The following is a 25,123-nucleotide window of genomic DNA, read 5'->3' on the forward strand; positions in this document are numbered from 1 at the left end:
GAAAACTAGATAATAGATAGAAGGCAATTAATTTTTTTCAAAGCATCTGTAAGATCTTTTTTAACGGTTAAGTTAGAAAGGGCGCACGGTGGATGCCTTGGCACTAGGAGCCGATGAAGGACGGGACTAACACCGATATGCTTCGGGGAGCTGTAAGTAAGCTTTGATCCGGAGATTTCCGAATGGGGAAACCCACTGTTCGTAATGGAACAGTATCTTTACCTGAATACATAGGGTACTGAAGGCAGACCCGGGGAACTGAAACATCTAAGTACCCGGAGGAAGAGAAAGCAAACGCGATTTCCTGAGTAGCGGCGAGCGAAACGGAATTAGCCCAAACCAAGAGGCTTGCCTCTTGGGGTTGTAGGACACTCAACATGGAGTTACAAAGGAACGGGGTAAATGAAGTGACCTGGAAAGGTCCGTCGAAGAAGGTAAAAACCCTGTAGTTGAAACTTCGTTCCCTCCTGAGTGGATCCTGAGTACGGCGGGACACGAGAAATCCCGTCGGAAGCAGGGAGGACCATCTCCCAAGGCTAAATACTCCCTAGTGACCGATAGTGAACCAGTACCGTGAGGGAAAGGTGAAAAGCACCCCGGAAGGGGAGTGAAATAGATCCTGAAACCGTGTGCCTACAAGTAGTCAAAGCCCGTTAATGGGTAATGGCGTGCCTTTTGTAGAATGAACCGGCGAGTTACGATTTCATGCGAGGTTAAGTTGATGAGACGGAGCCGCAGCGAAAGCGAGTCTGAATAGGGCGAATGAGTATGAGGTCGTAGACCCGAAACCAGGTGATCTACCCATGTCCAGGGTGAAGTTCAGGTAACACTGAATGGAGGCCCGAACCCACGCACGTTGAAAAGTGCGGGGATGAGGTGTGGGTAGCGGAGAAATTCCAATCGAACCTGGAGATAGCTGGTTCTCTCCGAAATAGCTTTAGGGCTAGCCTCAAGATGAGAGTATTGGAGGTAGAGCACTGATTGGACTAGGGGCCCCCAACGGGTTACCGAATTCAGTCAAACTCCGAATGCCAAATACTTATTCTTGGGAGTCAGACTGCGAGTGATAAGATCCGTAGTCGAAAGGGAAACAGCCCAGACCACCAGCTAAGGTCCCAAAGTATACGTTAAGTGGAAAAGGATGTGGAGTTGCTTAGACAACCAGGATGTTGGCTTAGAAGCAGCCACCATTTAAAGAGTGCGTAATAGCTCACTGGTCGAGTGACTCCGCGCCGAAAATGTACCGGGGCTAAACGTATCACCGAAGCTGTGGATTGACACCATTAGGTGTCGATGGTAGGAGAGCGTTCTAAGGGCGTTGAAGTCAGACCGGAAGGACTGGTGGAGCGCTTAGAAGTGAGAATGCCGGTATGAGTAGCGAAAGAAGGGTGAGAATCCCTTCCACCGAATGCCTAAGGTTTCCTGAGGAAGGCTCGTCCGCTCAGGGTTAGTCGGGACCTAAGCCGAGGCCGAAAGGCGTAGGCGATGGACAACAGGTTGATATTCCTGTACCACCTATACATCGTTTGAACGATGGGGGGACGCAGAAGGATAGGGTAAGCGCGCTGTTGGATATGCGCGTCCAAGCAGTTAGGCCGGAAACGAGGCAAATCCCGTTTCCATTAAGGCGGAGCTGTGATGGCGAGGGAAATATAGTACCGAAGTTCCTGATTCCACGCTGCCAAGAAAAGCCTCTAGTGAGATGTAAGGTGCCCGTACCGCAAACCGACACAGGTAGGCGAGGAGAGAATCCTAAGGTGTGCGAGAGAACTCTCGTTAAGGAACTCGGCAAAATGACCCCGTAACTTCGGGAGAAGGGGTGCTTTTTAGGGTGAATAGCCCAGAAAAGCCGCAGTGAATAGGCCCAGGCGACTGTTTAGCAAAAACACAGGTCTCTGCGAAGCCGCAAGGCGAAGTATAGGGGCTGACACCTGCCCGGTGCTGGAAGGTTAAGGGGAGAGGTTAGCGCAAGCGAAGCTTTGAACCGAAGCCCCAGTAAACGGCGGCCGTAACTATAACGGTCCTAAGGTAGCGAAATTCCTTGTCGGGTAAGTTCCGACCCGCACGAAAGGTGTAACGATCTGGGCACTGTCTCAACGAGAGACTCGGTGAAATTATAGTACCTGTGAAGATGCAGGTTACCCGCGACAGGACGGAAAGACCCCGTGGAGCTTTACTGCAGCCTGATATTGAATTTTGGTACAGCTTGTACAGGATAGGTAGGAGCCTGAGAAGCCGGAGCGCTAGCTTCGGTGGAGGCGTTGGTGGGATACTACCCTGGCTGTATTGAAATTCTAACCCGCGCCCCTTATCGGGGTGGGAGACAGTGTCAGGTGGGCAGTTTGACTGGGGCGGTCGCCTCCTAAAGAGTAACGGAGGCGCCCAAAGGTTCCCTCAGAATGGTTGGAAATCATTCGTAGAGTGTAAAGGCACAAGGGAGCTTGACTGCGAGACCTACAAGTCGAGCAGGGACGAAAGTCGGGCTTAGTGATCCGGTGGTTCCGCATGGAAGGGCCATCGCTCAACGGATAAAAGCTACCCCGGGGATAACAGGCTTATCTCCCCCAAGAGTCCACATCGACGGGGAGGTTTGGCACCTCGATGTCGGCTCATCGCATCCTGGGGCTGTAGTCGGTCCCAAGGGTTGGGCTGTTCGCCCATTAAAGCGGTACGCGAGCTGGGTTCAGAACGTCGTGAGACAGTTCGGTCCCTATCCGTCGCGGGCGCAGGAAATTTGAGAGGAGCTGTCCTTAGTACGAGAGGACCGGGATGGACGCACCGCTGGTGTACCAGTTGTCTTGCCAAAGGCATAGCTGGGTAGCTACGTGCGGACGGGATAAGTGCTGAAAGCATCTAAGCATGAAGCCCCCCTCAAGATGAGATTTCCCATGGCGCAAGCTAGTAAGATCCCTGAAAGATGATCAGGTTGATAGGTCAGAGGTGGAAGCGTGGCGACATGTGGAGCTGACTGATACTAATAGATCGAGGACTTAACCAACGCTTTTTAAAAAATGAAATACCTTCTTATTATCTAGTTTTGAAGGAACAACGTTCCTTTTATGTTTGGTGGCGATAGCGAAGAGGTCACACCCGTTCCCATTCCGAACACGGCAGTTAAGCTCTTCAGCGCCGATGGTAGTTGGGGGTTTCCCCCTGTGAGAGTAGGACGCCGCCAAGCCATTTAAAAAGATCAGCCATCCGGCTGGTCTTTTTTTGCATAATGCAAAGAAAAATCATTGGATATAAAGGGATTATCAATTATGGAAACTTTTATAAAGACATACACGTATTGAAATTCTTCATCATACATTGTTAAAAGCATCCCCGGTTCTCTTAAACTATTTAAATTAATGTATGCGAACAATGGTTTTTGGGGAGAATGCAGGTATGGAGGTGGAGATGTTGGGGACAACAACAACCAAAACGACGGCAGGGGAAACGTGCGCGGTTTGTGAACAAATAAAAGGGATGGGTATACATTTATATACGACTTTTATTTGTGAGGAATGTGAAAGGGATATGATCAGGACGGATACGAACGATCCCAAGTACCAATATTACTTAAAGAAATTAAGAAAAATCACTAATCCTGAACTATTATCATGAAAAAATAGTATGTGGAGAGTTAAAGAGTCAGAGAAAAAAGAAATGATGTGTTTCTTTAATCTCTGATTCTTTTTTTTGTACTTTAGAAGAATGCTTGGCAACATGCTCCAGTGTTTCTGTATCTTCCCTTCAAATAGACTGTTCGGAGACGCATAATTGCCTTTCAGCCGACGCAATATGAGATAAAATTGAACTAATTTGATAAAATGAAAAAATACTATGATATGAGGGAAGAGAAAAATGAATCAATCACAGACACCGTTGTTCGATGCACTGAGTGCTTTTTATAAAAAAAGCCCAATATCTCTGCATGTCCCAGGTCATAAAAATGGATGGGTGTTTAATAAAAAGGGCCAAGCCTTATACAATCCCCTTCTTGGTATTGATGCCACGGAGATAAGCGGTTTAGATGACCTGCATGCTCCAGAGGGCGCCATTTTACAGTCCGAGCAACTACTCTCTGACCTATATGGGGTAAAACGGAGTTATTTTTTGGTTAATGGGTCCACCGTAGGCAACATTGCCATGATTCTTGCTACCTGCCGGGAAGGTGATAAGGTCCTTGTCCAAAGAAACTGCCATAAATCAATTTTACATGGATTGATGTTAGCGAATGTACAACCGATCTTTTTACAACCAGCTTATTATGAGAAATGGGGCATTGCTGGCGGTGTGGGATCTGAATTAATTGAAGAAGCCTTGAGTGTACATCCAGATGTAAAAGTAATCATTGTTACCTATCCTAATTATTATGGTCTTGGTGAAGACTTGACGGAAATGGTAAGACTCGCACATCAAAAGGGGATCCCTGTGTTGGTGGACGAGGCACATGGCGCTCATTTTCAGTTAGGAAGCCCGTTTCCTAAGCCAGCAATTTTGGCAGGGGCAGATGCCGTTGTCCATTCAGCGCATAAAACACTGCCGGCTATGACAATGGGGTCATTTCTTCATGTGAATTCATCCTTAGTTGATGTCGATCAAGTATCATTCTATTTACAAATGCTTCAGTCGAGCAGTCCATCTTACCCAATTATGGGATCGCTGGACTTAGCTAGGGCCTACTTAGCCGCTTTTACATCAGAAGATAAAATATCCCTTATTGAAAAGATATCAGACTTCAGGTGGGAATTAGGTGCCCTGCAAACAGTAAGGGTGCTGGAGGCCCCACTAGGCACCTTGGCAGACCCGTTGAAAGTGGTCATTCAATCAACAAATGGTTTAAGCGGTTTTGAGTTACAGCAGCTATGTGAAGCCGAGGGCATTTTTACGGAATTGGCTGATCCTGATAATTTATTAATGATTTTACCCTTATTAAAAATGGGTACCGAATTTCCTTTTCATGAAATCGTTCAAACTATAAAAAGTGCCACTGAAGACAGAACTGGAAACAAGGAATCAAATCTTGGGGTCCTATGGCCTGATGGAAGATCAATGACAGGACTTGAAATGCCATACTCCGCCATGAAGCATAGTAAATCCAAATCTGTAACATTACAGAAAGCAGTGGGTGAGGTATCTGCCGAGATGGTCATTCCTTATCCGCCGGGCATCCCTTTAATTATGTCCGGGGAAATGATTACTCCTGAGCATATATTCAATCTGAGGAGACTGCTAGAACTGGGATCAAGGTTTCATGGAGGTTCCTCCCTCTCAAACGGAGAATTGATCGTTTATGAAAGCGGGCATTAAAATGATATACTACAAACAAAGAACCTTGGAGGTACATCGATGAAACGTGGTATTTTTATAACAATGGAAGGGCCTGAGGGTGCCGGGAAAACAACAATTACCCAAATGCTTGGCAAGGCCCTGCAACAAGAAGGCTATCAAGTCCTATTAACGCGTGAGCCGGGGGGAGTTCCCATTTCGGAGCAAATTAGGGAAGTGATCCTTAATAAAGATAATACAGCCATGGACTCGAGAACAGAGGCTTTATTATACGCAGCAGCAAGGCGTCAGCATTTAGTGGAAGTGGTCATGCCTGAGTTGGAACGAGGGGGAATTGTCCTCTGTGACCGATTCATAGATAGCTCGTTAGCCTATCAGGGTCATGCAAGGGGCTTGGATATAGAAGAAGTTTATAATATCAATAAATTCGCAATTGGAGATATGATGCCAGATGCCACGTTCTTTTTTGATATAGACCCAGAAGAGGGATTGAGACGTATCCAGTCCAATGGGGAACGGGAAGTGAACCGTCTGGATCTTGAAGCCCTCGACTTCCATAAAAAAGTTCGTGAGGGGTATCAGTTCATTATAAATAGATGGAAAGACCGTTTCATTATCGTGGATGCAGGCCGGACAATAGATGAAGTCCTTGAGGAAACGAAAGCCAGCTTGCTGAAATTTTTAGCGAAAGCAGGAAACTAAATATACAGGTTTCCATAATATTCAACCAATACTATTCCAGACAAGGACTAGTTGATATAATGGAGTTAGTAAAAATTCAGAGTAACCGGAGGATGATGAGAATGAAAATGATCATTGCTGTCGTTCAAGACAAGGATAGTCATCGCCTGCTGAATGAATTAGTGGAAAATAATTTCGGAACGACCAAGCTAGCCAGCACTGGCGGGTTTTTAAAATCAGGCAATACGACTTTTATGATTGGCACAGAGGATGAACGTGTTGACAAAGCAATCCAGATCATCAAACAGAATTGTCAGTCGCGATCCCAATTAGTATCACCGGTTTCACCGATGGGCGGGAATGCCGAGTCCTATGTACCTTACCCAGTGGAGATTCAAGTAGGCGGTGCGACCATTTTTGTTCTGCCGGTTGAAAACTTTTTACAATTTTAACGGTTAGTTTTAGGGAGGTTCATTATGAAAATCAACCATGATATCCCTATTAAGCTGGATAAATCGCGTCAGGATGCCAAGCAGTTTCAAACTGGAAATGGCGGATTTCAGCAAATGGTCCAGACACAGGATCAAAAGATGCAAATCCAAACATTAAACCGTTTGATTGGCGATATTGAAGGGGCGGGTCAGCGTTTAGTAAGGTCACGCACTTTTAGGGAATTGGCAAAATATAAAGCATTGGTGAAACGGTTTGTTAAAGAAGCGGTTGAATATGGACTGGAACTGAAGCAATCCACGAGCTGGAACGAATATGGACAGAGCAGGCCGTTGAAAACCGTGGAAACGATAGATGTAAGATTAGTTGAGTTAAGTGAGGAAATTCTTAATAAAGAGAAAAGCTCGCTTGAAATATTGGAAATGATAGGCGAGATTAAAGGTCTTCTGATTAATTTATATACTTAAGTGAGTTGATGGTTTTGGAAAAAACATGGCAGGAAATGAGTCAAATTCAGCCGCAGGTAATGACGATGCTGCAAAATAGCATAACGAAGAAAAGGGTGGCTCATGCATATTTATTTGAAGGGGAAAAAGGGACAGGTAAGCAAGAGATAAGCAATGCCTTTGCCAAAAGCTTACTATGTGAAGCCCCGACAACAGGTTATGAGCCATGCGAACTTTGTCGGAATTGCAAACGGATTTCAAGTGGGAATCATCCTGATGTCCATTTGATAGAAAGAGACGGCCTCTCAATAAAGAAAGAGCAAATTAAGGGTCTTCAGGAAGAATTTTCGAAAAAAAGTGTAGAGGCGGATCGGAAGGTTTATATGATTGCCGATGCTGACAAAATGTCGGTGGGGGCAGCCAACAGTCTATTGAAATTTTTAGAAGAACCTTCGGCTGATACTGTAGCAATATTGATGACCGAACAGCTTCAGAGGATTCTGCCAACTATATTATCAAGGTGCCAAGTGATTTCGTTCAAGCCATTATCTCCTGAAAATGTGAAACGGAAGCTGATGGAACAGGATGTAGAACCACAGCTGGCTTCGGTTATTGTACACATAACACAGAATGTGGAAGCTGGAATCGGGCTTAGTCATGATGAATGGTTTGTACAAGCTCAAAAAATAGTGGTAAAATTATATGAAGTGTTAAAACTTAATTCCTTGAAGGCATTGCTGTACCTTCAGACGGATTGGTTCACACACTTTAAAGAAAGAGAACAGGTTGACAGAGGTCTTGATTTGTTACTTCTTATATATAAGGATTTATTATACATTCAGTTGGACAAAAAGGACTTCGTTGTGTTCCAAAATAAACTGAAGGAATTTGAAACTCACGCTCTTCATCTTTCCCCAAGACGCCTTGCTGAACATATGGGTTGCATTTTGGAAGCAAAAAGGAAGCTGATGTCCAACACGAATCCACAGCTGTTGATGGAACAGCTTGTGCTGAATTTGCAGGAGGGATCATGATTTGTATGATGTTGTAGGTGTCCGTTTTAAAAAGGCGGGCAAAATATACTACTTCGATCCGGGTGAATTCGCTATTCCTAAGGACGATTTTGTAATAGTGGAGACTGTCCGCGGTGTTGAATTCGGTAAAGTCGTTACAGCCCGAAAACAAGTAGATGAAAACGATGTTGTCCTGCCATTAAAAAAAGTACTTCGGGTCGCTGATGCAAAGGATAAGCTGATTGTAGACGAGAACAAGGCGGCTGCAGAAGAGGCTTACTCTATATGTTGTCAAAAGGTTGTGGAGCATAAGCTGGATATGAAGCTTGTTGATGTGTCATATACTTTCGACAGAAATAAAGTCGTGTTTTATTTTACAGCGGATGGTCGCGTGGATTTCCGTGATTTAGTCAAAGATTTAGCTGCCATATTCAGAACTCGCATAGAACTGCGCCAAATTGGGGTAAGGGATGAGGCAAAGATGCTTGGTGGCATCGGGCCTTGTGGCAGAATGCTTTGCTGCTCCACATTTCTTGGGGATTTTGAACCGGTTTCCATCAAAATGGCGAAGGATCAGAATTTATCATTAAACCCTACAAAAATCTCAGGTTTATGCGGTCGATTGATGTGCTGTCTGAAATATGAAAATGATGAGTATGAAAGTGCGAAGGAAATGCTTCCTGATTTAGGTGAAATGATTAATACGCCTGGTGGCAAAGGCAAGGTAGTGGGGCTTAATATTCTAGAACGCGTACTTCAGATTGAACTAATCGAGCAAGAAAGAGTATTAGAGTATACTCTAGATGAGATTCTAAAAGAGGGAGCCGTTTCTATTCAAGCCACAGATTATTAAGGTGGTGGGAGAGCGTGGATAAGAAAGATATTTTTGAGTCGGTGACCAATATGGAAACCCAGATAGGCCAATTATATAAGCAGCTTGGAGAATTGAAGCAGAACTTAGCTGAAATCCTTGAGGAAAATCAGTCGCTCAAGCTGGAGAAAGAGCATTTGCGCCATCGGTTGGGCCTTGTGGAAGTCGAAAGTGCGCCTGCTGCAGTAAAGGTCAAACAAAAAGTGAAAAACCGTACCGCAAGTACGGACAAGGTTATGGATATCGGGGAAGGCTATGATAATTTAGCCCGTATCTATCAAGAAGGCTTTCATATTTGCAATCTGCATTTTGGCAGTTTACGAAAAGAAGGGGATTGCCTGTTCTGTTTATCTTTTTTAAACAAGAAGTGATAAAGGAATAATATAAAAGATGTTTCTTTTACGTGATAGATAGACCGTTTACAATATATAGTGATTCGGGGTCTGACGCATACTATGAGTCAGACCCCTTTTTGTACGATAGTAATGTAGAAGCATGGTCCCTAAACATGCTTTTTCGATACATGATTAGGAGGGTAACAGCAATGGTAGAACTTAAAGGCGATGAGCGCCTGGATTATCTATTGGCTGAGAATTTAAGGATCATCCAGAGCCCATCGGTGTTCTCTTTTTCATTAGATGCCGTTTTATTATCAAGGTTCGTAAATGTACCGATCCAAAAAGGGAAAATCGTAGATCTTTGCTCAGGTAATGGGGTCGTACCTTTGCTGCTGAGTACAAGAACGAAAGGGACAATTACCGGTGTTGAAATTCAAGAGCGGTTATATGACATGGCCCAGAGGAGCATGGACTATAATGGCGTATCCTCCCAAATCGAGATGATTCATGGGGATATAAAGGAAATTCCAAAACAGATGGGGTATAGCAAATATGATGTCGTTACTTGCAATCCACCCTATTTCCCGACGCCATCGATCGAGGAAATTAACAAGAATGAGCACTTTGCAATTGCCCGACATGAAATAATGTGTAATCTTGAGGACGTCATGCGTGTTTCAAGTCAGTTGCTGCGTCAAGGTGGGAAGGCTGCATTCGTTCATAGACCGGGCCGTCTGATGGATATCCTGCATTTCATGAGGATGTACAGAATTGAACCGAAGCGACTGCAATTCGTTTATCCTAAGAGTTCAAAAGAAGCGAATACGATTCTTATAGAAGGGATAAAGGACGGCAACCCTGATTTGAAGATTCTTCCTCCACTTGTTGTATATAATGATCAGAATGAGTATAATCCGGAAATCAGAAGGATTCTATATGGAGAGGAATAAGCATTATTTTTATGTTTTGAAATGCAGGGACGGCAGCTATTATGCCGGGTATACAAATAATTTGCACCGTAGGATTGATGCTCATAATAATGGCAGGGGTGCAAAGTATACACGAGGCCGGACCCCGGTTGAACTGATTTATCATGAAATATTCGAAACACGGACATTAGCCATGCAGGCTGAATATAAATTTAAGCAATTAACAAGAAAACAAAAGCAAAAGTGGATGGCAAAGGAGGATACATGATATGTGGCAGCAAAAGAGTTTTGAAAAAGAAGGATTGGAGCCAGCTCTATATCTGGTTCCTACACCAATAGGAAACCTTGAGGATATGAGTTTCCGGGCTTTAAGAATATTAAAGGAAGCGGATGTCATTGCTGCTGAGGACACGCGAAATACGAAGAAGTTATGCAACTACTTTGAAATTTCGACACCTATCGTCAGTTACCATGAACATAATAAGGAATATAGCGGGAAGCAAATGCTAGAGAGGCTTCGATCTGGAGAGGTCATCGCATTGGTGAGTGATGCTGGCTTGCCGACGATATCCGACCCGGGATATGAACTGGTCAAAGATGCCATTGCCGAACAGTTTAAAGTCATCCCATTGCCGGGGGCAAATGCTGCATTAACTGCATTGATCGCATCTGGACTGATTCCGCAGCCTTTTTACTTTTATGGCTTTCTACAACGGGGAGCAAAAGAAAAAAAGCAGGAGCTGGAAAAATTAAAAAAAATGGAATCGACTTGGATCGTTTATGAATCGCCACATCGATTGAAAGAAACATTGAAACATATGCATGAAATTTTAGGTGACCGCCGTATAGTATTATGCCGCGAATTAACCAAGAAATTCGAAGAGTTCATTCGAGGGACTGTGAGTGAAGCATTGACGTGGGCGATGGAATCTGAAATTCGCGGTGAGTTCTGTTTAATAATTGAAGGTGGGCAATGGTCGGAAGAGGAACCTGAAGAAGCTTGGTGGATGGCCCTTGATATCGTCGGTCATGTTAATCATTATATAGAAACCAAGCAGTTCACTTCAAAGGATGCAATCAAGCAGGTCGCAAAAGATCGTAATATGCAAAAACGTGATGTATATCAAGCGTATCACATTGATATACAATAATAATAAACATAAAAAAAAACTTCCGATGACCGGAAGTTTTTTTATCATTTATTTAGAAGCAGTGAAGTTTTGTTGAATTTCTTGAATAAGTAATTCTGCACCTTCACGACTAAGGATCAATTTACCATTAGCAAGTGTAAGGTTGTTATCGGAAACTTCACCTGTAACTTGGCAAGTCATGTTTGGTTTGTATTTTTTCAAGATGATGCGCTCATCATCAACATAGATTTCAAGAGCGTCTTTCTCAGCGATACCCAATGTACGACGAAGTTCGATTGGAATAACCACCCGGCCTAACTCATCAACTTTACGAACAATACCTGTAGATTTCATTTTAAAAATTCTCCTCTCAGTTACAATCTAGTACCCTATTTCTATTTTTTTCGCCATTATTCGACAAATTTTTTTATAAATTTATAATACCAGCCATTCCCAAATTCGTCAATGATTTATTTTCATTTTTTTGTAAGAAATAGCATGCCTCTTTTCGTGTAACAAAAAGGCTTTTAAAGAGGAAAAATCGGTTATATCTTTAAAAGTGAAGAAATAGCAGGATACAAAGAACTACTCACTTCACCACATTTCGACAAAGTATGCATATAAAAAACACACTTCACTATTATATGATTAAATATAATTTAGTTTCAAAACAAAAGTTCTGAATTAAGGATAATTTTCTGAAAAAGTTTACGAATATGTGAGTTGTTGCACAAAAAAAGAAATTTAGGTATATTTTGTTGAGGTAAGAGGTAATGCTGTCATAAGGGAAGTTCACTTCCAGTACCCTTATTGTTAAAATGAGATTTACTTATATTTTTTTATTCTATTAACATGATGATTAGATTAGTGATTATTGTCGCGCAGAATTGTATATAGCGTTAAAATAGAGATAATAGCTTAAAATATATTCTTATAGCTTGGGCCAGTCCTATAGCCGGTTTTTCAAATGATGAGGAGGGAACGAAGTGCAAGATAAATTAAAAACATTCTATATCACGACACCCATATATTATCCGAGTGGTAATTTACATATAGGGCACGCGTATACGACAGTGGCAGGGGATGCCATGGCTCGTTATAAAAGGATGCGTGGCTTCGATGTCATGTATTTAACAGGAACTGATGAACATGGTCAAAAAATCCAGCGTAAAGCGGCTGAGGAAGGAGTCACTCCTCAGCAATATGTAGATAATATCGTATCGGGGATTAAAGAGCTCTGGGAAAAGCTTGATATTTCATATGATGATTTCATCAGGACGACGGAAGATCGCCATAAAGAGGTCGTAGCCAAGATTTTCAAAAGGCTATTGGACCAGGGTGATATATATTTGGACCAATATGAAGGATTATATTGTACACCATGCGAATCTTTCTTCACGGAACGTCAGGTGGAAGAAAGCAATGGAAATTGTCCTGATTGCGGCAGGCCTGTTGAAAAGGTGAAAGAGGAATCTTATTTCTTTAAGATGAGTAAATATGCGGATCGGTTACTGAAATTTTATGAGGAGAACCCGGATTTCATTCAACCGGAATCGCGCAAAAACGAAATGATCAATAACTTCATCAAGCCTGGATTGGAAGACCTGGCCGTTTCCCGTACTACTTTCGATTGGGGCATCAAGGTGCCGGGAGATCCAAAGCATGTTATTTATGTATGGATTGATGCATTGACCAATTATATAACGGCATTAGGGTATGGAACGGATAATGATTCTAAATACTTGAATTATTGGCCTGCCGATGTACATCTGGTCGGAAAGGAAATCGTTCGTTTCCATACAATCTATTGGCCGATCATGTTAATGGCCCTTGACGTGCCGCTTCCAAAGAAAGTCTTTGCCCACGGATGGCTTCTCATGAAAGATGGTAAAATGTCCAAATCAAAAGGGAATGTAGTAGATCCCGTTACATTGATTGATCGTTACGGTTTGGATTCTTTACGCTACTACTTATTGCGTGAAGTACCATTTGGTTCAGATGGAGTATTTACACCGGAAGGGTTTGTGGAACGGATCAATTTTGACCTGGCAAATGATTTAGGGAATTTATTAAATCGAACAGTTGCAATGGTCAATAAGTATTTTGATGGTGTGATTCCAAATTACGGAGGATCCAATGGCGAATTCGAAAAGGCTTTGCTTGAAATGAACCAAGATACGGTAGGTAAGTATGAGGAAGCAATGGAAAACATGGAATTTTCAGTTGCACTAACATCCATTTGGCAACTCGTGAGCAGAACTAATAAATTCATTGATGAGACCCAGCCATGGACTCTTGCTAAAGATGAATCAAGGAAGGAAGACCTTGCTAGTGTCATGGTTCATTTGGCGGAATCATTACGCAGGACGGCAATCCTTTTGAAACCGTTCTTGACGCAAACACCGGAAAAAATCTTTGCTCAGCTTAGCATCAAAGATGATGTGTTAAAATCCTGGGACAGTTTAGCGGAATTCGGTCAAATTCCTGCTGAAACAAAAGTCTTGAAGGGAGAGCCGATCTTCCCTCGTCTGGATATGGAAGTGGAAGTTTTATATATTAAAGATCAAATGCAGGGCGGCGCCCCCAAGGCCGAGGAAAAAGTGGAAGAGACGATTCCCGAAGTTGATGAAATCACTATTGATGACTTTACAAAAGTGGAGCTTCGTGTTGCTCAGGTCATGGAAGTTGAGCCTGTTAAGAAGGCGGATAAGCTTCTTAAACTTCAGCTTGACTTGGGTTATGAGAAACGCCAAGTCGTATCAGGCATTGCACAGCACTATAAACCTGAAGATTTAGTAGGCAAAAAAGTGATATGCGTAACAAATTTGAAACCTGTTAAACTTCGTGGCGAGCTCTCTCAAGGAATGATTTTGGCGGGAAGCCAGGATGGAGTGCTCTCAGTCGCTACAATAGATTCATCGATTCCTAATGGTTCAAAGGTGAAATAAACCGATGAAAACATAAAGGTGTTTCATATGAAACATTTTTATGTTTTTTTCTTTATGCTTTTGGAAAAAGTAATTTAAAACAGGTTTAGTTTTTTGTTCTGCATTTATTTGTTGGGCATATAGGATCCTTTGTAATCTTTTTGTTACCTAAATGTGAAACATAAAACTTTCATTTTTTTATAAAATAGTGCTAGAAAGGAAGAAAAATAATGTTATTTGATACACACGTACATGTTAATGCGGAACAATTCAACGAGGATCTCGAAGACGTAATAGAAAGAGCTAAGGAAGCAGGAGTCAATAATATGGTAGTCGTTGGTTTTGACCGGCCTACTATTATAAGGGCAATGGAATTAATAGAAGCTTATGATTTCATGTATGCCGCGGTCGGATGGCATCCTGTGGATGCTATAGATATGACAGAAGAGGACTTACAATGGATCGAGGAATTATCCAATCATCCAAAGGTTGTGGCCATTGGTGAGATGGGCCTGGATTATCATTGGGATAAATCGCCGAAAGATGTTCAAATGGAGGTGTTCAGGAAGCAAATCCGATTGGCAAAAAAGGTGGGTCTGCCCATTATCATCCATAATCGGGAAGCGACCGCGGATATCGTGAACATACTCAAGGAAGAAGAGGCATCAAGGGTTGGGGGCATCATGCATTGCTTTAGCGGAAGTGCAGAAACGGCTTTGGAATGCATCAATATGAACTTTTATATTTCATTGGGTGGCCCTGTGACCTTCAAGAATGCAAAAAAACCAAAGGAAGTGGCAGCCGCCGTACCATTAGACCGTTTACTGATAGAGACCGATTGTCCATACTTGGCTCCCCATCCTTATAGAGGAAAGCGTAATGAACCTTCGTATGTGAAGCTTGTTGCTGAACAAATTGCAGAAATCAAACAACTCACATTAGAAGAAGTTTCCCAGGCAACAACGGAAAATGCCAAGAAATTATTCGGCATTAACTGACATTTTTTTTTACAATATCCCCCGGGGTTCACTAGCTAAAATTGAATTTTTTTAAGGTTTCTACAAATTTCACTCCAACTATAGGCTTATTATGTCGAGAAGTCACCCTTTCCTTTTCAATATGAAATATGCATAATAGGTAGTAATTTCCTGAATGAGAAGTGAATGGGTTGACAGCTTGATAACTAAGTCTATATAATCACCGGGAGGAAGGAGGAGTTTTTCATTCTATTAAAAACTATGAAAAACCTTATTCCCAAACCTTTTGGGAAGAAGAGAATGGCAATTGCCATTTGCAGTGCTATTCTTGTTTCTACAGCATTGGGAATACTGATATATCAAGGAACAAAGGATACAGTAACAATTATGCTAGACGGAAAAAAAGAGGTAGTGCGTACACACGCGGCTACTGTAAATGATATGTTGGAAGATTTAGAGATTACCGTTAAAGCTGCAGACTATGTCCACCCATCTAGAGCCACCGAGGTTGATGATGATTTAGAGGTGGTTTGGAAGCCTGCACAAAAAATCGTCATGGTACAGGATGGTAAGACGAAGGATGTTTGGTCTACCGCCGATACGGTAGACGAACTTTTAAAAGACCAAAATCTTAGTGTGAAGGAACAGGATAAGATCACCCCTTCGAAAAATACGAAGCTGAAAGCGAATATGGAAGTTGCCATAGACAAAGCCTTTTCACTGAAATTAGTGGTAGGTGGAGACGAAAAGCAGGTATGGTCAACTTCGACTACTGTCGCTGACTTTTTAAAGCAACAAGGAGTAAAACTCAATGATTTGGATCGAGTTGAGCCAGAATTAACCGAAAAAGTTGAAGCTGAGAATACGGTAAACGTAGTTCGAATTGAAAAAGTCACCGATGTAGTGGAAGAACCAGTTGACTTTGCTGTCATAACTAAAAAAGATGACTCTTTATCAAAAGGGAAAGAGAAAATTGTCAAAGAAGGAAAAGACGGACTCATTTCCAAGGAATATGAAGTTATTAAAGAAAATGGCAAAGAGGTTAAAAGAGAATTACTTTCAGAAAAAGTAGTTAATAAAAAGCAGGATAAAGTTGTAACGGTCGGAACTCGAACGACGGTTGCCCAGGCATCACGCGGAGTAACTAACGTTAGTTCTTCAAGTGGAAAAGAAATATACGTATCATCAACAGCGTATACTGCCAGTTGTAAGGGCTGTTCCGGTGTCACGTCCACAGGCGTGGATCTAAAGAGTAATCCGGGTGCGAAAATCATCGCTGTCGATCCAAACGTAATTCCTATGGGCTCTAAAGTATATGTGGATGGCTATGGCTATGCAGTGGCTGCTGACAAAGGCGGAGCAATAAAGGGAAATAGGATTGACGTCTTCTTTTCCTCAAAAAATGATGCCTATCGCTGGGGTGTAAAGAGGGTAAAGGTTCGTGTATTGGACTAATAAGGTTTCTCTCGCAGGAGATGAATTCGTCTCCTGTTTTTTGCGTTTTATTTTCTGTTTGTTGAAAAACCCTATGTAAAACTGTTTTAATAAGATAGACGTCTCACTATTCCATAAGATTTAATATATGCGTGTGAACTTCATAAATGATCTTGACTGGATTCTCTATCCAGAAAATTTTACGGGGGACCGGTTACGTTTATCCAAGAGCTAATCAAAGCGCTTGCGCTTTTCTGTATGGAGGAAACCATGAAAAAGATTAAAGAAATTATTGTTGTAGAAGGAAAAGACGATACGGTAGCGATAAAAAGGGCTGTTAATGCTGATACAATAGAAACCAACGGTTCCGCGGTGAATGAGTCTTGTATTGAGCAGGTGAGGCTTGCCCAAAAGACACGTGGAGCCATCATTTTCACAGACCCTGATTTTCCTGGTCAAAAAATCAGGAATATAATTTCTGAACAAGTAAAAGGCTGTAAACACGCCTTTTTAACGAAGAAGGAAGCCCTTCCTAAGTCAGGTAGAGGAATTGGTGTGGAACACGCTTCTCCTGAGGCAATTCGTAATGCTTTAAAGGACGCCCAATTAATGGATGAAGAGGCTTCAGAAGAGATTTCACAGCAGGATTTAATAGATGCAGGTTTAATCGGGGGATCCGGTGCCAAGGAACGAAGGGAAAAACTTGGATCTATTTTAAAAATCGGGTTTACCAATGGTAAACAGTTATATAAGAGACTAAAAATGTTCCAAATATCAACTGAGGCTTTTGAGAAAGCGATGGTACAGATAATTCAGGAGGAAAAAAATGAATAAGGATATTGCAACCCCTGTCAGAACGAAAGAAATATTAAAGAAATATGGATTCTCCTTTAAAAAGAGCTTAGGTCAGAACTTTTTAATCGATACGAATATCTTGAAACGTATTGTCGAACATGCCAATTTGACAGAGGAAAGCGGCGCCATCGAAATTGGGCCGGGAATCGGGGCATTGACGGAACAACTAGCGAAAAGCAGCAAAAAGGTTGCGGCCTTTGAGATTGATCAGCGTCTGCTGCCCATCTTATCGGATACACTCTCTCCCTATAGCAATGTAAACATCATTCACGGGGATGTTCTCAAGGCTGATGTCAAGAAGGTCATCGAGGAGGAATTTGCTGGCTTTTCGGACCTGATGGTTGTTGCAAATCTGCCATACTATGTCACGACTCCCATCATTTTGAAGCTATTGTCCGAGGACCTGCCCATTAGGGGCATCGTGTGCATGCTGCAAAAGGAAGTGGCCGATCGAATTGCCGCAAAACCTGGGACAAAGGAATACGGTTCTTTATCCATTGCCATTCAATATTATACTGAAGCCGAAACAGTGATGATAGTACCCAAAACGGTATTCATGCCTCAGCCTAATGTTGATTCAGCTGTAATCCGCCTTACAAAGCGCGTGAAGCCGATCGTCGAGGTAATGGATGAGGATTTCTTATTCACTGTGACCCGGGCGAGCTTTGCGCAGCGTCGGAAAACGATTTTAAATAACTTAACCAGTCAGCTGCCAGATGGTAAATCGAAAAAAGAACTTATACTTGCTGCTCTCGAAGCCGCGGAAGTGGATCCTTCCAGACGGGGGGAAACGCTGAGCATCAAAGAATTTGGCCGCTTAAGTGATGCATTATTGCCGAATTTCAAATAAAGGGAAATGTGAAGGATTCAAGTCGGAATGGGGTCAATCCCAACTTCCGGCTTTTTTTTTGAATTTGGCCAACCATGAGGGAACGTATCCGAAAGTGTAATCAATCCCCACCTTTCACCATTCAAGAATGGTTCGCATAACTTAAGAATGAAAATAAACTAGGGCGGGCTGAAAATAAGTCTTCTCATGGGGTGGGGCCATGAATATTCAAATAAACGATATTGTTGGTCGGGTTTCTTATAAATGCGACGTGGTGTTCCGGGTAATTGATATCCGTGATATTGACGGAAGGCGTCAAGCTGTTCTTTATGGGGAAGATATCCGACTGATTGCAGATGCACCTTTTCAAGATTTAATGATCATTAATGATAATGAAAGAAATGATCGACAAAGGTCGAATGAGGTACTTCAAGAACAATCTTACCGCTTATTAACACAAGATCTAGAGCTGCAACAACAAAAAAATGGCTATCAATCCAGTAATGGTTATCGGTACAGCGGTGAATATTTTCAGATACCAGGGAGAGTCCTCCATGTTGATGGGGATGCATCTTACTTAAGGAAATGCATGGATCTATATCAGAAATTCAGTATTCCGGTCAATGGCATCTATTGCAATGAAAAGGAAATGCCCCAAAGAATCGGGGGGCTGTTGGACCATTATCGGCCGGACATTCTTGTTGTCACCGGTCATGATGCCTATTCAAAATCAAAAGGGCCGATATCCGATATTAATGCCTACCGTCACTCAAAGGATTTTGTACAGACGGTTAGAGAAGCGCGAAGGAGGGTTTCTCATTTAGACCAACTGATTATATTTGCCGGGGCTTGTCAGTCGCATTTTGAATCGCTGATCCAAGCGGGGGCAAATTTTGCAAGTTCTCCTTCCCGTGTTAATATACATGCTCTTGATCCGGTATATATCGTCGGAAAGATAAGCTTTACGCCTTTTTCCGATCATATTCATGTATGGGATGTCCTTCGGAATACATTAACTGGAGAGAAGGGGTTGGGGGGAATTGAGACAAAAGGGGTGTTACGGACCGGGTTGCCTTTCAAGCCATTTCAGGAAGAATGAACGAGCTGCATTTTGAAAGAATGCAGCTTGCTTTTAGTGGGTAAGAATTCGGATATCGTCACAGAAAAACTGGTTTTTTGTTGAGTGATGATAGTAGGTAATGTTTTAATTACGAAAATTCGGCTTAATAGATAATGAAATAGTTCGTTTACATAATTTTTCATTTCCCAGGATATAATAAAATTGTTCGCGATTTTGCCGAATTTCAGATAAAAATATATTGACTACATTTTTAAGTGCTGATATAATTTATTATTTTGTTTGCGTATATTTGTGAATTGTGATATACTTAACTTAGTGAGGTGGACCGAAAATGCCAAAAACTCTAGCTGATATTAAAACTGCACTTGATTCAAACCTAGGTAAAAGATTGCTCTTAAAAGCAAACGGTGGAAGAAGAAAGACTGTAGAACGATTCGGAACTTTGGCGGAAACTTATCCGGCTGTTTTTGTAATTGAGCTCGACCAAGATGAAAATGCGTTTGAAAGAGTATCTTACAGCTATGCGGATGTTTTAACGGAAACCGTAGAACTAACATTTTTAAACAAACAACAAGAGATGTAACTTAGACGAGGCAGCGAACAACTTTGTTTGCTGCTTTTTGTTTTGTATAGAATACCTGTGAGCTCCAATAAAGGCTTAAAAAGGATGTAATGAAATAGCGTATGATGCAAACACTAGGCATGTGACGGCATGTGAAAGGGGTTGCTTCGCTTGAGCAGGAAAAAAGGGATTATGTCAAATGATCTTAAAGAGGAATTGGCTAAAGAACTTGGATTTTACGATGTTGTCCAGAAAGAAGGCTGGGGAGGAATCCGGGCCAGGGACGCAGGTAACATGGTAAAACTTGCTATCGAAAAAGCACAACGTCAATTGGTGAACAAAGAGTAAGATCAAACACTTAATTGAATCATGCCGTCATGTCGAAAGAAGCTGGACTCTTTATACAATGTATAGCTCCATTCATTTTTGCTTACATTGTAGTTAAGGAGTCTGGTTTTTTTATGTATCGGTGAATGCTTATGGATATGTAGCAAGTCTTTTGGGTTGCAGGAAGCAGCTGCTCTCCAATGTGCCTACATGTGTCTATTCTCCTCTAAGGGCCGGTCTTAGCTTCATTACATTGAAATTACGATGAAAAAACCTTTAGAATATAAACAAATATGATAGAATAGGACAAGAACTTTTAAGAACGTTAAAGTAGGTGGACATATTGAAGCTTATGGAAAAAGCCCCGGCTAAAATTAATTTGGCTTTGGATGTGCTTTTCAAACGGCCTGATGGGTATCATGAGGTGGAAATGATCATGACGACAGTCGACCTTGCCGATAGAATTGAACTAAAGGAAATAAAGGGAAATCATATTCAAATTCTATCCCATAATCGATTTGTTCCGGATGATCATCGGAATTTAGCTTATCAAGCTGCATTTATTCTAAAGGAACGTTTTGGAATCAAAAAAGGTGTTTCCATAACTATAGAGAAAAATATACCTGTAGCCGCAGGACTTGCTGGTGGAAGCAGTGATGCCGCAGCTACCTTGAGAGGCTTGAATAGACTGTGGAAGCTTGGTCTTTCCATGGATGAACTTGCGGAAATAGGAGCTGAAATTGGCTCTGACGTTTCATTTTGTGTATATGGAGGTACGGCATTGGCCAGGGGGCGCGGGGAAAAAATCACGCATCTTCCCGCACCGCCAAAATGCTGGGTCATCTTGGCCAAACCGACGATCGGCGTATCGACGGCAGATATATACAAAAGGCTCCAAACTTCAAAAATGGAGCATCCGGATGTACCTGGAATGATTTCGGCTATTATGGAAAACAATTATCACGATGTATGTGAAGGGTTGGGTAATGTTCTGGAACAAGTGACATTGCAGTTATACCCAGAGGTTGCGAACATTAAAGATCAAATGAAGACATTTGGAGCGGATTCGGTCTTGATGAGCGGAAGTGGTCCGACAGTTTTTGGTTTGGTGGAACATGATTCGCGCATGCAAAGAATTTATAATGGACTTCGCGGGTTTTGTGATCAAGTCTATGCGGTCCGTTTACTGGGTGATCGAAACAATCTTGAATAGAAACGTACATTAGTGGTATAGTTGCTATATAATATTCGGAATTCACAAAGGGGGTGTCTCAATGAAATTTCGTCGCAGCGAGAGGCTAGTCGATATGACCAATTATTTATTAGAACATCCAGGGGAACTTGTTTCGCTGACTTATTTTGCTGAAAGATATAGTTCGGCAAAATCCTCGATCAGTGAAGATTTGACAATCATCAAAGATACCTTCGAACAACGCGGGATAGGATCTTTAACAACCGTTCCAGGTGCGGCCGGTGGAGTGAAATATATTGTTTCCATCAAGGAAGAAGAAGCCAGTGCCTTCATTGACGGATTATGCGATACGATCGCTAGTCCAGAAAGGCTACTTCCTGGCGGTTATCTATATATGACAGACATATTAGGACATCCGCAAACCGTGAATAAGGTTGGAAGGATAATCGCTTCAATGTATGCCAAAAAAAACATCTCAGTCATCATGACAATGGCAACCAAAGGGATATCATTAGCATACGCCGTGGCAAATTATTTGAATGTTCCAGTTGTAATTGTAAGTAGGAATAATAAAGTAACGGAAGGTTCAACAGTGAGCATCAATTATGTTTCAGGCTCTTCAAAGAGGATTCAGACTATGGTACTCTCTAAGAGAAGCTTGGTTGAGGGTTCGAATGTATTAATTGTAGACGATTTCATGAAGGCTGGGGGTACCGTTAATGGTATGATCAGTCTATTGGATGAATTTAAGGCAACAGTTGCCGGAATAGCGGTGCTGGTCGAATCCGAACATACGGAAGAGTGCCTTGTCGAGGACTATGTTTCTTTAATCAAGTTGACGCAGGTGGTCGAAAGAGACAAGAAAATTAATGTAAGCCGTGGGAATTATTTTACGAAAAAGGAATAGGGGGAATCATTTAATGAAAACGATACATACTGATGAAGCACCGGCAGCGATCGGACCATATTCACAAGGCGTGATCGTGGATAAGTTATTTTTCAGTTCAGGACAGATCCCACTTACTGCTTCTGGTGAGATGGTGACTGGGGATGTAAAGGAACAAACACACCAGGTCTTTAAGAATCTCCAAGCCGTATTGAAAGAAGCTGGGGCTTCATTGGAAACTGTCATTAAGGCTACAGTATTCATTAAAAGTATGGATGATTTCGGTTCGATTAATGAAATATACGGAGAATATTTTTCTGCTCACAAACCTGCTCGCTCTTGTGTAGAGGTTGCTCGCCTTCCTAAAGATGCACTAGTGGAAATAGAAGTGGTAGCGCTCGTTAAATAAACGGGCGTTTTTTTTATTTTTTAGGAAATTCGTAATGGGTATTTTCCTGTAATATAAGGATGATTTTTAGTGTTTTTGAAAACTAGGCTGAATTTTCTAAAAAAATTACAGATAATAGAAGGAGTTCACGTTTTTTTGTTGAATATGTACTTTAAGTTTTAACAACAACAAAAAGGGATGGTGAGCTTAAATGGAAGTAACTGACGTAAGATTACGCCGTGTGAATACGGATGGTCGTATGAGAGCTATCGCATCAATTACACTGGATAATGAATTTGTGGTTCATGATATTCGTGTGATCGACGGAAACAATGGTTTATTTGTAGCAATGCCAAGTAAACGAACTCCAGATGGAGAATTCCGGGATATCGCTCATCCAATCAATTCCTCGACACGCGGGAAAATTCAAGAAGCTGTCTTGACAGAATATCATCGATTGGGAGAACTTGAAACTGAATTAGAGGAAGCTGGAGCAGGTGCTTCTTAAAATAACCTTACTTTTAAACTTTAAATTTATAATTTGTGCATCTAGAGCCTACTTCATAAGTAGTGCTCTTTTTTATTTATTCATAAACGGATAAGTATAGAACTTATTCGCTCATCATACGGAAATTCGCTTTAAGTATCTAAATTGTAAAATTAAGGGGATATCTTTAGAGTTTAAGTACCCATCCTTTTATTTTTTAAACCTTTTTGTCCATCCTGATATTGAAATTCCTGTAAGCGGGATTTGAGGATACCACTTACTCCATCAATCAAAAGAGCTGAAGATGAATTGAATCGTTAATCTGATTTCGGAATGGAAGTTAACAAAGGGTGCAGTACTTCCAGATGGCTTGTACATAGGTCTAACGCGATCATGGCGATGTTTTGGGATAATGGGGCTTGCTGGTGTTATGAAGGGGAGGAGACATGGTTACTGTATTATGTCGTTAATGAAAATGACATCGACCATGATTTAAAATAATGCTAAAAGGTCCATTAATAACTTTAGTGAGGCTGTCGGAAATCGAACTTTTTTTACCTAATTGGTTGACAATTATATGTACTTTTAATTGTTACCTTGAAAAGAATCACTATTTGAGATAATATTTTTAGTGGATAAAAAGGTGAAAATGGAGGCCTGTTATGAGTAATCGCTATGCAATAATATTGGCCGCTGGGCAAGGTACTAGGATGAAATCTAAGCTTTATAAGGTTTTGCACCCTGTTTGCGGGAAACCAATGGTACAACATGTTATCGATCAAGTCAATCAACTTCAAATAGAAGATATTGTTACAGTCATCGGCCATGGAGCTGAAAAAGTACAAGAACAACTTGGTGATTCATGCAAGTATGCCTTACAAGAACAGCAATTAGGTACGGCACATGCTGTAATGCAAGCGGAAAGCGTTTTATCCGTAAAAAGTGGAACGACTCTTGTTATTTGCGGTGATACGCCTCTGATTAAAGCGGAAACGATGAAAGAGCTTATAGCATTGCATGAGCAAAGTCAGGCGAAAGCAACAATCTTAACGGCATATGCAGATAACCCTGCTGGTTATGGAAGGGTCCTTCGCGGTGAAGGCGGTCTTGTAGAAAAAATCGTCGAGCATAAGGATGCCACTGATGAAGAAAGATATGTTAAGGAAATAAATACCGGTACATATTGCTTCGATAACCAAGCATTATTTAGCGCGCTGAAAAAAGTTTCAAATGAAAATGTCCAGGGAGAATATTACTTACCGGATGTTATTGAAATCTTAAAAGAGGAAGGCGAAGTGGTGACGGCCTTCCAATCAAGTGATTTCGAGGAGACATTGGGTGTAAATGACCGAGTGGCTTTATCGCAGGCGGAGCAAATTTTGCGGAAACGCATCAATGAAACGCATATGAGGAATGGTGTAACGATCATCGATCCGCTAACTACGTTCATTGAAGCGGACGTACAAATCGGACAGGATACAGTCATTAATCCTGGGTCATTCATTAAAGGAAAAAGTATTATCGGGCAGGATTGCTTGATTGGCCCGAATACGGAAATCAGTAATTGTGAAATTGGTGATGGAACGGAAGTCCTCCAATCGGTTGTACACGAAAGCAGTATTGGAAGTTTTGTTAAAATCGGTCCATTCGCACATGTTAGACCTCAATCAGATATTAAGGATTCCGTTAAGATCGGTAATTTTGTCGAAATTAAAAAGACCGTTTTTGGCGAAGGAAGCAAGGCCTCTCACTTGAGTTATATTGGAGATGCAGAGGTTGGGGAGAATGTTAATATAGGCTGCGGATCTATTACCGTGAATTACGACGGGAAAAATAAACATTTGACGAAGATTGAAGACAATGTCTTCATAGGCTGCAATTCTAATCTGGTTGCACCTGTGACGGTAGGAGAAGGGGCATATGTAGCTGCTGGGTCAACCATCACGCAAGATGTACCGCAGGAAGCCCTATCCGTTGCCCGGGCTCGTCAAGTTAACAAAGAAGATTATGTCAAGAATTTGAAATTTAATAAATAACCGACGGAGG

General features: G+C 41.8%; 25 protein-coding genes and 2 rRNA genes. 26 read left to right on the forward strand and 1 reads right to left on the reverse strand.

The window, feature by feature from the left end; translation table 11 throughout:
• The first annotated feature begins 65 nt into the window (after positions 1–65).
• The 13 genes from MKY17_RS00170 (at position 66) to rsmI (ending at position 11,153) form a co-directional block, all read left to right on the forward strand.
• Positions 66–2,998, forward strand: a 23S ribosomal RNA gene (locus MKY17_RS00170).
• A gap of 64 nt (positions 2,999–3,062) precedes the next feature.
• Positions 3,063–3,178, forward strand: a 5S ribosomal RNA gene (gene rrf, locus MKY17_RS00175).
• Between the two features lie 209 nt (positions 3,179–3,387).
• A complete protein-coding gene (locus MKY17_RS00180) occupies positions 3,388–3,606 on the forward strand; it encodes a sigma factor G inhibitor Gin (protein WP_098372646.1) in 219 nt (72 codons plus the stop codon).
• A gap of 240 nt (positions 3,607–3,846) precedes the next feature.
• On the forward strand, positions 3,847–5,295 hold the full coding sequence (locus tag MKY17_RS00185; RefSeq protein ID WP_098372647.1) for an aminotransferase class I/II-fold pyridoxal phosphate-dependent enzyme: 1,449 nt from the start codon (positions 3,847–3,849) through the stop codon (positions 5,293–5,295).
• 39 nt (positions 5,296–5,334) lie between these two features.
• Positions 5,335–5,976: a dTMP kinase gene (gene tmk / locus MKY17_RS00190; RefSeq protein ID WP_098372648.1), complete on the forward strand. Its 642-nt coding sequence runs from the start codon at positions 5,335–5,337 to the stop codon at positions 5,974–5,976.
• Positions 5,977–6,077: 101 nt separating this feature from the next.
• Positions 6,078–6,407 (forward strand): cyclic-di-AMP receptor, encoded by a 330-nt coding sequence (locus MKY17_RS00195; protein ID WP_063235895.1) that lies wholly within the window; start codon positions 6,078–6,080, stop codon positions 6,405–6,407.
• Between the two features lie 24 nt (positions 6,408–6,431).
• Entirely contained in the window at positions 6,432–6,872 is a 441-nt protein-coding gene (locus MKY17_RS00200; RefSeq protein WP_098372649.1) for a YaaR family protein, read from the forward strand.
• Between the two features lie 14 nt (positions 6,873–6,886).
• A complete protein-coding gene (gene holB / locus MKY17_RS00205; protein WP_098372681.1) occupies positions 6,887–7,885 on the forward strand; it encodes a DNA polymerase III subunit delta' in 999 nt (332 codons plus the stop codon).
• 1 nt (position 7,886) lies between these two features.
• Positions 7,887–8,717, forward strand: coding sequence for a stage 0 sporulation family protein (locus MKY17_RS00210; protein WP_061440314.1), 831 nt, complete (start codon positions 7,887–7,889; stop codon positions 8,715–8,717).
• Positions 8,718–8,731: 14 nt separating this feature from the next.
• Complete coding sequence (yabA, locus tag MKY17_RS00215; protein ID WP_076372924.1) at positions 8,732–9,106, forward strand: DNA replication initiation control protein YabA; 375 nt, start codon at positions 8,732–8,734, stop codon at positions 9,104–9,106.
• Between the two features lie 173 nt (positions 9,107–9,279).
• Positions 9,280–10,023: a tRNA1(Val) (adenine(37)-N6)-methyltransferase gene (locus MKY17_RS00220; RefSeq protein ID WP_098372650.1), complete on the forward strand. Its 744-nt coding sequence runs from the start codon at positions 9,280–9,282 to the stop codon at positions 10,021–10,023.
• Positions 10,010–10,270 carry a GIY-YIG nuclease family protein gene (locus tag MKY17_RS00225; protein WP_076372928.1) on the forward strand — a complete coding sequence of 87 codons (261 nt, stop codon included), beginning with the start codon at positions 10,010–10,012 and terminating at the stop codon, positions 10,268–10,270. Before MKY17_RS00220 ends, MKY17_RS00225 begins: the two co-directional genes overlap by 14 nt.
• Before the next feature lies 1 nt (position 10,271).
• On the forward strand, positions 10,272–11,153 hold the full coding sequence (gene rsmI / locus MKY17_RS00230; protein ID WP_098372651.1) for a 16S rRNA (cytidine(1402)-2'-O)-methyltransferase: 882 nt from the start codon (positions 10,272–10,274) through the stop codon (positions 11,151–11,153).
• A 48-nt stretch (positions 11,154–11,201) separates the two neighbouring features.
• Here rsmI and MKY17_RS00235 read toward each other — a convergent pair whose 3' ends face one another.
• The gene (locus tag MKY17_RS00235) at positions 11,202–11,486 is read right to left on the reverse strand and encodes an AbrB/MazE/SpoVT family DNA-binding domain-containing protein (protein ID WP_048689982.1); all 285 of its coding nucleotides are present in this window, start codon (positions 11,484–11,486) and stop codon (positions 11,202–11,204) included.
• Positions 11,487–12,118: 632 nt separating this feature from the next.
• Here MKY17_RS00235 and metG point away from each other — a divergent pair.
• The 13 genes from metG to glmU all read left to right on the forward strand — a co-directional run bounded on the left by metG (position 12,119) and on the right by glmU (position 25,113).
• Positions 12,119–14,080 (forward strand): methionine--tRNA ligase, encoded by a 1,962-nt coding sequence (gene metG / locus MKY17_RS00240; RefSeq protein ID WP_098372652.1) that lies wholly within the window; start codon positions 12,119–12,121, stop codon positions 14,078–14,080.
• Positions 14,081–14,289: 209 nt separating this feature from the next.
• Complete coding sequence (locus MKY17_RS00245) at positions 14,290–15,057, forward strand: TatD family hydrolase (protein ID WP_098372653.1); 768 nt, start codon at positions 14,290–14,292, stop codon at positions 15,055–15,057.
• Between the two features lie 279 nt (positions 15,058–15,336).
• Complete coding sequence (locus MKY17_RS00250) at positions 15,337–16,491, forward strand: G5 and 3D domain-containing protein (RefSeq protein ID WP_260398226.1); 1,155 nt, start codon at positions 15,337–15,339, stop codon at positions 16,489–16,491.
• 249 nt (positions 16,492–16,740) lie between these two features.
• Positions 16,741–17,304, forward strand: coding sequence for a ribonuclease M5 (rnmV, locus tag MKY17_RS00255; protein WP_096340998.1), 564 nt, complete (start codon positions 16,741–16,743; stop codon positions 17,302–17,304).
• Entirely contained in the window at positions 17,297–18,175 is an 879-nt protein-coding gene (gene rsmA, locus MKY17_RS00260) for a 16S rRNA (adenine(1518)-N(6)/adenine(1519)-N(6))-dimethyltransferase RsmA (protein WP_098372655.1), read from the forward strand. Before rnmV ends, rsmA begins: the two co-directional genes overlap by 8 nt.
• 199 nt (positions 18,176–18,374) lie before the next feature.
• A complete protein-coding gene (yabG, locus tag MKY17_RS00265) occupies positions 18,375–19,253 on the forward strand; it encodes a sporulation peptidase YabG (protein WP_098372656.1) in 879 nt (292 codons plus the stop codon).
• A gap of 313 nt (positions 19,254–19,566) precedes the next feature.
• Complete coding sequence (locus MKY17_RS00270; RefSeq protein ID WP_034316343.1) at positions 19,567–19,818, forward strand: Veg family protein; 252 nt, start codon at positions 19,567–19,569, stop codon at positions 19,816–19,818.
• Positions 19,819–19,968: 150 nt separating this feature from the next.
• Positions 19,969–20,145, forward strand: coding sequence for a small, acid-soluble spore protein, alpha/beta type (locus MKY17_RS00275; protein ID WP_034316340.1), 177 nt, complete (start codon positions 19,969–19,971; stop codon positions 20,143–20,145).
• Positions 20,146–20,467: 322 nt separating this feature from the next.
• On the forward strand, positions 20,468–21,337 hold the full coding sequence (gene ispE / locus MKY17_RS00280; RefSeq protein ID WP_098372657.1) for a 4-(cytidine 5'-diphospho)-2-C-methyl-D-erythritol kinase: 870 nt from the start codon (positions 20,468–20,470) through the stop codon (positions 21,335–21,337).
• A 61-nt stretch (positions 21,338–21,398) separates the two neighbouring features.
• The gene (gene purR, locus MKY17_RS00285; RefSeq protein ID WP_098372658.1) at positions 21,399–22,223 is read left to right on the forward strand and encodes a pur operon repressor; all 825 of its coding nucleotides are present in this window, start codon (positions 21,399–21,401) and stop codon (positions 22,221–22,223) included.
• 13 nt (positions 22,224–22,236) lie between these two features.
• Positions 22,237–22,611 carry a RidA family protein gene (locus MKY17_RS00290; protein ID WP_053537019.1) on the forward strand — a complete coding sequence of 125 codons (375 nt, stop codon included), beginning with the start codon at positions 22,237–22,239 and terminating at the stop codon, positions 22,609–22,611.
• Between the two features lie 190 nt (positions 22,612–22,801).
• Positions 22,802–23,098: a septation regulator SpoVG gene (gene spoVG / locus MKY17_RS00295; RefSeq protein ID WP_034316332.1), complete on the forward strand. Its 297-nt coding sequence runs from the start codon at positions 22,802–22,804 to the stop codon at positions 23,096–23,098.
• A gap of 641 nt (positions 23,099–23,739) precedes the next feature.
• Positions 23,740–25,113 (forward strand): bifunctional UDP-N-acetylglucosamine diphosphorylase/glucosamine-1-phosphate N-acetyltransferase GlmU, encoded by a 1,374-nt coding sequence (gene glmU / locus MKY17_RS00300; protein ID WP_098372659.1) that lies wholly within the window; start codon positions 23,740–23,742, stop codon positions 25,111–25,113.
• Positions 25,114–25,123: the final 10 nt, after the last annotated feature.

It is taken from the genome of Peribacillus sp. FSL P2-0133 (genome assembly GCF_037975445.1).
In the GTDB taxonomy this organism is placed as follows: domain Bacteria; phylum Bacillota; class Bacilli; order Bacillales; family DSM-1321; genus Peribacillus; species Peribacillus simplex_E.